General features: G+C 68.3%; 5 protein-coding genes and 2 pseudogenes. All 7 read right to left on the bottom strand.

The features are described from left to right. Positions 1-258 (bottom strand): annotated as a pseudogene (locus EYA84_RS33530) (hypothetical protein); the annotation flags it as partial. 107 nt (positions 259-365) lie between these two features. Further along, positions 366-731 carry a hypothetical protein gene (locus EYA84_RS18520; protein ID WP_131054313.1) on the bottom strand — a complete coding sequence of 122 codons (366 nt, stop codon included), beginning with the start codon at positions 729-731 and terminating at the stop codon, positions 366-368. 102 nt (positions 732-833) lie between these two features. After that, positions 834-4,721 carry a DNA-directed RNA polymerase subunit beta' gene (locus EYA84_RS18515; RefSeq protein WP_131054314.1) on the bottom strand — a complete coding sequence of 1,296 codons (3,888 nt, stop codon included), beginning with the start codon at positions 4,719-4,721 and terminating at the stop codon, positions 834-836. Between the two features lie 102 nt (positions 4,722-4,823). Next, a complete protein-coding gene (locus tag EYA84_RS18510; protein ID WP_131054312.1) occupies positions 4,824-8,255 on the bottom strand; it encodes a DNA-directed RNA polymerase subunit beta in 3,432 nt (1,143 codons plus the stop codon). A gap of 571 nt (positions 8,256-8,826) precedes the next feature. Then, positions 8,827-9,213 (bottom strand): 50S ribosomal protein L7/L12, encoded by a 387-nt coding sequence (rplL, locus tag EYA84_RS18505; protein ID WP_131054311.1) that lies wholly within the window; start codon positions 9,211-9,213, stop codon positions 8,827-8,829. A gap of 53 nt (positions 9,214-9,266) precedes the next feature. Next, positions 9,267-9,815 (bottom strand): 50S ribosomal protein L10, encoded by a 549-nt coding sequence (rplJ, locus tag EYA84_RS18500; protein ID WP_131054310.1) that lies wholly within the window; start codon positions 9,813-9,815, stop codon positions 9,267-9,269. 326 nt (positions 9,816-10,141) lie between these two features. After that, positions 10,142-10,398 (bottom strand): annotated as a pseudogene (locus EYA84_RS32535) (hypothetical protein); the annotation flags it as partial.

Below are 10,398 nucleotides of genomic sequence, written 5' to 3'. Positions count from 1 at the left end.
GGCGCCGGCAGTCGGCGGTCCGGGCGGACTCGCCGGCGACGAGTCGGGGGCGGCACCGTGAGCGGACGGTCCGGACGGCGGAGTCTGCGGCGGCGGGGCGTCGGTCGGCGCGTACCCGGACGGGGATGGCGGGACGGGGGGCTCCGGTGCGGACCCGGGTCGTGGCTGCTCCCCCGGTGCCGCCCCGGCCGCGTCGTCCGAGTGCCCGGACGTGGGCTGGGCGGACTCGCCGCCCTCGGCGCGCGCCGGTTCGGTCACGGGATCTCCTCCTCATCGGCCGCGTCCACCGCCGTGCGACGGACACCGTCAGGCTACCGCCGCGAGTCAGCCCACCGTGCCCGGCGCGATGGCCACCTCGGGCCGGGTCAGTCGACGGTGGGAGCGAAGTCCTGCCCGTAGGGCGCCTCGGCGAGCCGGACCACACCGATCACCAGCAGCGCCACCACGCTCACCGCGACCAGCACCAATCCCGTCCAGGCCAGTCGTTCGCCGCGACGCAGCCAGGCCGCGCCGGTCAGGAAACCACCTGACGCGTACGCCTCCCGGCGCGCCTGCCGGGCCAGGTGCAGCGCGACCGTCGCGGGGACCACCCCGCCCAGCAGCAGGCCGGTCATCGCCCCCATCAGCCCGAGCGCGAACACCGCGCGAGCCTTGGTGGCCCGGACCGGATCGGGGTCGAGCGGATGACGTGGCGCCGACTCGGTCGGTGCCGGTCCGGGTGCGATCGTCATGAGCACATGATGCCTGCCCGGGCCGCGCCGCGCGCCGCAGCGGCGGGTACGGACACGAGGAGGCCCCCGGCAGATGCCGGGGGCCTCCCACGTCACACGGTCCTAGCGGTACGACCCGAAGTCGAAGTCGTCCAGCGGAACCGCCTGGCCACTGGCCGGCCCGAAACCGTAGTCGGTCTCCGGGTAGCCGGTCATCGAGTAGACCTTGGCCTTCGCCTCCTCGGTCGGCTCGACCCGGACGTTGCGGTACTTGCTGATGCCGGTACCGGCCGGGATGAGCTTACCGATGATCACGTTCTCCTTGAGACCGATCAGCGAGTCGCTGCGGGCGTGGATCGCCGCGTCGGTCAGCACCCGGGTGGTCTCCTGGAAGGAGGCCGCCGAGAGCCAGGAGTCGGTGGCCAGCGAGGCCTTGGTGATACCCATCAGCACCGGACGCCCGGCGGCGGGCTCGCCGCCCTCGCCGACGAGTCGGCGGTTCTCCGACTCGAACAGCGCCCGGTCGACCAGCACACCCGGCAGGAACTCGGTCGAGCCGGAGTCGATGACCGTCACCCGCTTGAGCATCTGGCGGATGATGATCTCGATGTGCTTGTCGTGGATGAGCACACCCTGCGAGCGGTAGACCTCCTGGACCTCCTGGGTCAGGTGGACCTGGACCGCGCGCGGGCCGAGGATACGGAGCAGCTCGTGGGGGTCGATGGTGCCCTCGGTGAGCTTCTCGCCGACCTCGACGTGGTCGCCGTCGTGCGCCCGCAGCCGGACCCGCTTCGAGATCTTGTCGTACACGATCTCGTCGCTGCCGTCGTCGGGGATCACGACGATCTTGCGCGACCGCTCGCCGTCCTCGATCCGGATCCGGCCGGGGGTGTCGGCGATCGGCGCCTTACCCTTCGGGATCCGGGCCTCGAAGATCTCCTGGACACGCGGCAGACCCTGGGTGATGTCCTCACCCGCGACACCACCGGTGTGGAAGGTCCGCATCGTCAGCTGCGTACCCGGCTCACCGATCGACTGGGCCGCGATGATGCCGACCGCCTCGCCGACGTCCACGATCTTGCCGGTCGGCAGCGAGCGGCCGTAGCACGCACCGCAGACGCCCAGCTTCGACTCGCAGGTGAGCACGCTGCGCACCCGGATGTGGTCGACCCCGGCGGCGACGATCTTGTCGACCAGGATCGAGTTGATGTCCGAGCCACGCTCGGCGACGACGGTGCCGTCCGGCCCCTTGATGTCGTCGGCGAGGGTACGGGCGTGCACGCTCGTCTCGGCGTGCTCGTGCACCACCAGCCGGCCGTCGAGCTGCTGACCCACCTGCATCGGGATGGCCCGATCGGTGCCGCAGTCCTCCTCGCGGATGATGACGTCCTGCGAGACGTCCACCAGACGCCGGGTCAGGTAACCCGAGTCGGCGGTACGCAGGGCGGTGTCCGCGAGACCCTTACGGGCACCGTGCGTGGAGATGAAGTACTCCAGCACGGACAGACCCTCCCGGTAGCTGGCCTTGATCGGCCGCGGGATGATCTCGCCCTTCGGGTTGGCCACCAGACCACGGATCGCCGCGATCTGCCGGAGCTGGAGCAGGTTACCGCGAGCACCCGAGTTGATCATCTTCCACAGCGGGTTCTCCTGCGGCAGCGCGGTGTCCATCTCCTTGGCGACCTCGTTGGTCGCCTTGGTCCAGATCTCGATGAGCTCGCCGCGACGCTCCTCGGCGGTCATCAGACCACGCTGGTACTGCTTGTCGATCCGGTCGGCTTCCTTCTCGTACCGCTCCAGGATCTCCCGCTTGCGCGGCGGAGCGATGACGTCCTCCATGCCGATGGTCACGCCGGACCAGGTGGCCCAGTGGAAACCGGCCTCCTTGAGCCCGTCCAGGGTGGCCGCCAGGGCCACCTTGGGGAACCGCTCGGCGAGGTCGTTGACGATCGCGGAGAGCTGACCCTTGCGGATCTCGTAGTTCACGAACCGGTAGCCCTGCGGCAGGGTCTCGTTGAACAGCACCCGGCCGAGCGTGGTCTCCACGGTCAGCGGCTCACCCTGGACCCAGCCCTCGGGCGCGGTCCACGGCTGCCCACCGACGCCGTTGTCCACCTCGACCACGTTCCGCAGCCGGATCTTGACCGGCGCCTGCAGGTGCAGCTCGCCGTTGTCGTACGCCATCCGCGCCTCGGCGTCCGAGCTGAACGCCCGTCCCTCCCCGCGCTCACCGGTGGTGAGGTGGGTCAGGTGGTAGAGCCCGATGACCATGTCCTGGGTGGGCATGGTGACCGGCTTGCCGTCGGCCGGCTTGAGGATGTTGTTCGACGACAGCATCAGGATCCGGGCCTCGGCCTGGGCCTCGGCGGAGAGCGGCACGTGCACCGCCATCTGGTCACCGTCGAAGTCCGCGTTGAACGCGGTGCAGACCAGCGGGTGGATCTGGATGGCCTTGCCCTCGACCAGCTGCGGCTCGAAGGCCTGGATGCCGAGTCGGTGCAGGGTGGGCGCCCGGTTGAGCAGCACCGGGTGCTCGCCGATGACCTCTTCCAGCACGTCCCACACGACCGGCCGCTGCCGCTCGACCATCCGCTTGGCGGACTTGATGTTCTGTGCGTGGTTCAGGTCGACCAGCCGCTTCATCACGAACGGCTTGAACAGCTCCAGCGCCATCTGCTTGGGCAGGCCGCACTGGTGCAGCTTGAGCTTCGGGCCGACCACGATGACCGAACGGCCGGAGTAGTCGACGCGCTTGCCCAGCAGGTTCTGACGGAACCGGCCCTGCTTGCCCTTGAGCATGTCGGACAGCGACTTCAGCGGGCGGTTACCCGGGCCGGTGACCGGCCGACCGCGGCGGCCGTTGTCGAACAGCGCGTCGACGGCCTCCTGCAGCATCCGCTTCTCGTTGTTGACGATGATCTCGGGCGCGCCGAGGTCGATCAGCCGCTTGAGCCGGTTGTTCCGGTTGATCACGCGGCGGTACAGGTCGTTCAGGTCGCTGGTCGCGAAGCGGCCACCGTCGAGCTGCACCATCGGACGCAGGTCCGGCGGGATCACCGGTACGCAGTCCAGCACCATGCCGAGCGGCGAGTTGCGGGTGTTCTGGAACGCCGCGACGACCTTGAGCCGCTTGAGCGCCCGGATCTTCCGCTGCCCCTTGCCGGTACGGATGGTCTCCCGGAGGTTCTCCGCCTCGGCGGCGAGGTCCATGTTCTGCACCAGGGCCTTGATCGCCTCGGCGCCCATGCCCCCGGTGAAGTACTCGCCGAACCGGTCACGCAGCTCGCGGTAGAGCAGCTCGTCGGTGACCAGCTGCTTCGAGTCGAGCTTGCGGAAGGTGTCCAGCACCTCGTCGAGGCGGTCGATCTCGCGCTGGGCCCGGTCGCGGATCTGGCGCATCTCGCGCTCTCCGCCCTCCTTGACCTTGCGCCGGACGTCCGCCTTCGCGCCCTCGGCCTCCAGCTCGGCCAGGTCGGCCTCAAGCTTGGCGGCCCGCTTCTCGATCTCCGAGTCGCGGCTGTTCTCGGACTGCCGCTTCTCGGCCAGGATCTCGTTCTCGATGGTCGAGAGGTCACGGTGACGCGCTTCGGCGTCAACGCTCGTCACGACGTACGAGGCGAAGTAAATGATCTTTTCGAGGTCCTTCGGGGCGAGGTCCAGCAGGTAACCCAGCCGGCTCGGCACGCCCTTGAAGTACCAGATGTGGGTCACCGGCGCGGCGAGCTCGATGTGGCCCATCCGCTCCCGGCGGACCTTCGAGCGGGTCACCTCGACGCCGCAGCGCTCACAGATGATGCCCTTGAACCGGACCCGCTTGTACTTGCCGCAGTAGCACTCCCAGTCCCGCTGAGGACCGAAGATCTTCTCGCAGAAGAGCCCGTCCTTCTCCGGCTTGAGGGTGCGGTAGTTGATCGTCTCGGGCTTCTTGACCTCGCCGTGCGACCACTGACGGATGTCGTCGGCGGTCGCCAGCCCAATTCGCAACTCGTCGAAAAAGTTGACGTCGAGCACGTTCATTCCCTCACACGTCGCTTGTTGCGCTAGCAGCTGACCGGGTCCGGGCCCGGGACGGGGTGACCTCCGAAGGGGCCGCCCCGTCACCGGACCGCAACGTCACACTTCCTCGACCGAGCTCGGCTCGCGCCGGGAAAGGTCGATACCCAGCTCCTCCGCGGCCCGGAAGACCTCGTCGTCGGTCTCGCGCATCTCCAGGGCCACACCGTCGCTGGAGAGCACCTCGACATTGAGGCACAGCGACTGCAGCTCCTTGAGCAGCACCTTGAACGACTCGGGAATGCCCGGCTCGGGGATGTTCTCGCCCTTGACGATCGCCTCGTAGACCTTGACCCGGCCCAGGACGTCGTCGGACTTGATCGTCAGCAGCTCCTGCAGGGCGTACGCGGCACCGTAGGCCTGCATCGCCCAGCACTCCATCTCACCGAAGCGCTGGCCACCGAACTGCGCCTTACCACCCAACGGCTGCTGCGTGATCATCGAGTACGGACCGGTCGACCGTGCGTGGATCTTGTCGTCGACCAGGTGGTTGAGCTTCAGGATGTAGATGTAGCCGACCGCGATCGGGTCCGGCAGCGGCTCGCCGGAGCGACCGTCGAACAGCTGCGCCTTACCGCTGGCACCGATCAGCTGGTTGCCGTCCCGGTTGGGCAGGGTCGACGCGAGCAGACCGGAGATCTCCTCCTCGCGGGCACCGTCGAAGACCGGCGTGGCCACGTTGGTGTCCGGCTCGGACTCGTCCGCACCGATCCCCTGGAGCTGACGCTTCCACTCCGCGTCGTCGCCGTCGACCTTCCAACCGGTCTTGGCCACCCAGCCCAGGTGGGTCTCGAGTACCTGGCCGATGTTCATCCGGCTCGGCACACCCAGCGGGTTGAGCACGATGTCGACCGGGGTGCCGTCCTCCAGGAACGGCATGTCCTCGACCGGCAGGATCTTGGAGATGACGCCCTTGTTGCCGTGCCGGCCGGCGAGCTTGTCGCCGTCCTGGATCTTCCGCTTCTGGGCGACGTAGACCCGGACCAGCTCGTTGACGCCCGGCGGCAGTTCGTCGCCGTCCTCGCGGGAGAAGGTACGCACGCCGATGACCGTGCCGGTCTCACCGTGCGGCACCTTCAGCGAGGTGTCCCGGACCTCACGCGCCTTCTCACCGAAGATCGCGCGGAGCAGCCGCTCCTCCGGAGTCAGCTCGGTCTCGCCCTTCGGGGTGACCTTGCCGACCAGGATGTCGCCGGGGACGACCTCGGCACCGATCCGGATGATCCCGCGCTCGTCGAGGTCGGCGAGCATCTCCTCGCTGACGTTCGGGATGTCGCGGGTGATCTCCTCCGGGCCGAGCTTGGTGTCCCGCGCGTCGACCTCGTGCTCCTCGATGTGGATCGAGGTGAGCACGTCCTGCTGTACGAGGCGCTGCGACAGGATGATCGCGTCCTCGTAGTTGTGGCCCTCCCAGCACATGAACGCCACGAGCAGGTTGCGCCCGAGGGCCATCTCGCCCTCGTCGGTGCACGGCCCGTCGGCGACCACCTGGCCGGCCTCGACCCGGTCACCCTCGAAGACGACCGGCTTCTGGTTGACGCAGGAGCCGGCGTTGGAGCGGCGGAACTTGTGCAGGAGGTACGTCCGGCGGTGGCCGTCGTCCTGGTGGACGGTGATGTAGTCGGCGCAGAGGTCCTCGACCACGCCACCGACCTCGGCCACCACCACGTCACCGGCGTCGACCGCGGCACGGTACTCCATGCCGGTGCCGACCAGCGGCGACTCCGCCTTGACCAGCGGGACCGCCTGACGCTGCATGTTCGCGCCCATCAGGGCCCGGTTCGCGTCGTCGTGCTCCAGGAACGGGATCATCGCGGTCGCGACCGAGGTCATCTGCCTCGGCGACACGTCCATGTAGTCCACCGCACCCGGCGCGACGTCCTCGGTCTCGCCGCCCTTACGGCGGACCAGGACGCGGTCCTCGGCGAACGTGCCGTCGGCCCGCAGCGGCGCGTTGGCCTGCGCCTTGACGAACCGGTCCTCCTCGTCCGCGGTCAGGTAGTCGATCTGGTCGGTGACCCGACCGTCGACGACCTTCCGGTACGGCGTCTCGATGAAGCCGAACGGGTTGACCCGGGCGAAGGTGGACAGCGCGCCGATCAGGCCGATGTTCGGGCCTTCCGGCGTCTCGATCGGGCACATCCGGCCGTAGTGGGACGGGTGCACGTCGCGGACCTCGAAGCCGGCCCGCTCCCGGGACAGACCACCCGGGCCGAGCGCGCTCAGCCGACGCCGGTGGGTCAGGCCCGCCAGCGGGTTGGTCTGGTCCATGAACTGGGACAGCTGCGAGGTGCCGAAGAACTCCCGGATCGCGGCGACCACGGGGCGGATGTTGATCAGGGTCTGCGGCGTGATCGCCTCGACGTCCTGAGTCGTCATCCGCTCGCGGACGACCCGCTCCATCCGGGACAGACCGACCCGAACCTGGTTCTGGATCAGCTCGCCCACGGTACGCAGGCGCCGGTTGCCGAAGTGGTCGATGTCGTCGGCCTCGTAGCCCTCCTCACCGGCGTGCAGCCGGCAGAGGTACTCCACGGTGGCGACGATGTCGTCCTCGGTCAGCGTGCCGGTGGTGATCGGCACGCTCACTTCGAGCTTCTTGTTGAACTTGTACCGACCGACCTTGGCGACGTCGTACCGCTTCGGGTTGAAGAAGAGGTTGTCGAGCAGGGTCTGGGCGTTCTCGCGGGTCGGCGGCTCGCCAGGGCGCAACTTCCGGTAGATGTCGAGTAGCGCCTCGTCCTGGCCGGCGATGTGGTCCTTCTCGAGCGTGGTCATCATCAGCTCGGACCAGCCGAACTTCTCGCGGATCCGCTCGGCCGACCATCCGACGGCCTTGAGCAGGACCGTGACGGCCTGCCGACGCTTACGGTCGATGCGTACGCCGACCGTGTCGCGCTTGTCGATGTCGAACTCCAGCCAGGCACCCCGGCTGGGGATGACCTTGACGCTGGAGAGGTCGCGGTCGGAGGTCTTGTCCGGCTGCTTGTCGAAGTAGACGCCCGGCGAGCGGACGAGCTGGCTGACCACGACGCGCTCGGTGCCGTTGATGATGAAGGTGCCCTTCGGCGTCATCATCGGGAAGTCACCCATGAACACCGTCTGGCTCTTGATCTCGCCGGTGGTGTTGTTGGTGAACTCCGCGGTCACGAAGAGCGGCGCGCAGTAGGTCAGGTCCTTCTCCTTGCACTCCTCGATCGAGGCCTTGACCTCGTCGAAGCGCGGTGCCGAGAAGGAAAGCGACATGGTGCCAGAGAAGTCCTCAATGGGACTGATCTCGTCGAGGATTTCCGCGAGACCCGAGCGTGCGTGCGGGTCGTCCGCCGACCGGCCCTGCCAACCCTCGTTGCCGACGAGCCAGTCGAAGGACTCGTTCTGAATGGCAAGGAGGTTGGGGACCTCGAGGTGTTCGGTGATCCGACCGAAGGAAACTCGGCGGGGAGCGAATGCGCTCGACGTACGACTGGTCTTCGCAGGGCGGGAAGCTGCCAAGATGCGTCCTTCCGAGGACCGGTGCTGCAGAACGGCTGGTACGCGTGCACTCCAATGACCCCACCAGAAAATATCCACAAACGGACATTTCCGAGCAGGGGTCAAGTCGGAAGGCAGCGCAAACTAGCAGTGTAGCCGAGAGGCTAACCGCTGTCCAGCCCACCCCGCAGGAAGTTGCGGAACGAGCCTCGGGACCCTGGAAACGGGTCACACCGGGCCGCTCGGAACGCAACGTCCCTGCCGGGCCGCCCAGATGTCTGCGGCGGTGGTGCTGCCGCTTCATACCCAGCCGGTGGCCGTCGCAAGCGCGGAAGGTCTTGCTGATGTCAGCGTGCCTGGGAGTCCATGGTCGCGTCAAGGCCCGGTGCCGCCATCCGACGGTCTTTCCCACCCACGGGCGAAACCACTGCCGTTCGGGCCCGCGCCCGCCGCGATGCACACGCCCTGCTCATGACCGGTTCCGGGCAGTGAAACCACACGGCGGGCGCCGATCCGAGATCCGGATCGTCGCCCGCCGCGATGTGGGTGTGCCCCGGCTCACGTGAGCCGGTACGCCCGGGTGAGGCTCAGGTCACTTGAGGGTGACCTTGGCGCCCTCGCCCTCCAGCTTGGCCTTGGCCTTGTCGGCGGCCTCCTTGTTGACCTTCTCGAGGATCGCCTTCGGCGCGGCCTCGACCAGGTCCTTGGCCTCCTTGAGGCCCAGGCCGGTCAGCTCACGCACGACCTTGATGACCTGGATCTTCTTGCCACCGTCGGCGTCGAGGATGACGTCGAACTCGTCCTTCTCCGGCTCGGCCTCGGCGGCAGCGCCACCCTGGGCCGGGCCCGCCGCCATCGCGACCGGGGCGGCGGCGGTGACCTCGAAGGTCTCCTCGAACTGCTTCACGAACTCGGAGAGCTCGATCAGCGTCATCTCCTTGAACGCGTCGAGCAGCTCTTCGGTGCTGAGCTTCGCCATATCTGGCGTCCTTTCTGAATGGTTAACTAAGAACGTGGGTGCGCCGCGCGGCCTCAGGCCGCCTCGGCGCCCTCCTGCTCACGCTTCTTGTCCTGCAGGGCGGCCGCCAGACGGGCGGTCTTCGACAGCGGGGCCTGGAACAGGGCCGCGGCCTTGCTCAGGTTGCCCTTCATCGCGCCGGCCAGCTTGGCCAGCAGCACCTCACGGGACTCCAGGTCGGCGAGCTTCGTGACCTCGGCCGCGGAAATGGCCTTGCCCTCGAAGACGCCGCCCTTGATGACGAGCTTCGGGTTGGACTTCGCGAAGTCGCGAAGCCCCTTCGCCGCCTCGACGACGTCGCCCGAAACGAAAGTCAGCGCGGTAGGACCGGTGAACAGCTCGTCGAGGCCGGAGATACCCGCATCTGCCGCAGCACGCTTGGCCAGCGTGTTCTTGGCGACGGTGTAGGTGGTCTCCTTGCCGAGCGAGCGCCGCAGCTGGGTGAGCTGGGAAACCGTCAGACCGCGGTACTCGGTCAGCACGGTGGCACCCGCGCTGCGGAAGTTCTCCGTCAGCTCAGCAACGGCCGAGGCCTTGTCGGCCCGGATCGGCTTGTCCGCCATGTCCCTCCTCTCTCGTTACTCGAGGCTGGTCACCGTCGCAGACAGGCGCCTGTGACGGAGACGGAGGCATCGCGGCAACAGAAAAGCCCCGGCGCAGGGCGCACGGGGCGAGGTCGGCGGAGATCATCGCAGTCGGCGGACCACGGGGACTCTGCCAGTTTTCGCTTGCCGCCCTACGCGGGTCGCCCGTCTTCGCGGACCTTCGACCGTGCCGGAGCACGGTGACCAGCGGTCTCTGGGTGGAACTTCGCGGCCTAGGTTACGCCCTACTCCCGGTAGCCGCCAAATCGCCCCGGAGTGCGCTCGGTCACCACGGACGGTGAACGTCAGGCACGTCGATGGCGGGCACGCCGACAACCCGCCAGAAGCATGGCCGCCCAACCGAGCGCCCAGGCGGTCACCAGCACCCCGGTCGCCCACGACAGGGACCCGGCCAGCGCCCGCGCGGTGGTCAGCAACGGCGGGGCCAGCCACCGGAGCGCCGGGTCGACGCGGCCGAACACCAGGGCGAGGACCACACCGAGGACGAGCACCGCGACGCCGTACCCGGCGCTGCGCGTGACCGCCCGGCCGGCGAGGGCAC

The sequence above is a fragment of the Verrucosispora sp. SN26_14.1 genome (genome assembly GCF_004307965.1).
Lineage (GTDB): Bacteria > Actinomycetota > Actinomycetes > Mycobacteriales > Micromonosporaceae > Micromonospora.
The sequence above is the reverse complement of the archived record's forward strand: the minus strand, read 5'-3'. Positions and strand labels throughout refer to the sequence as shown.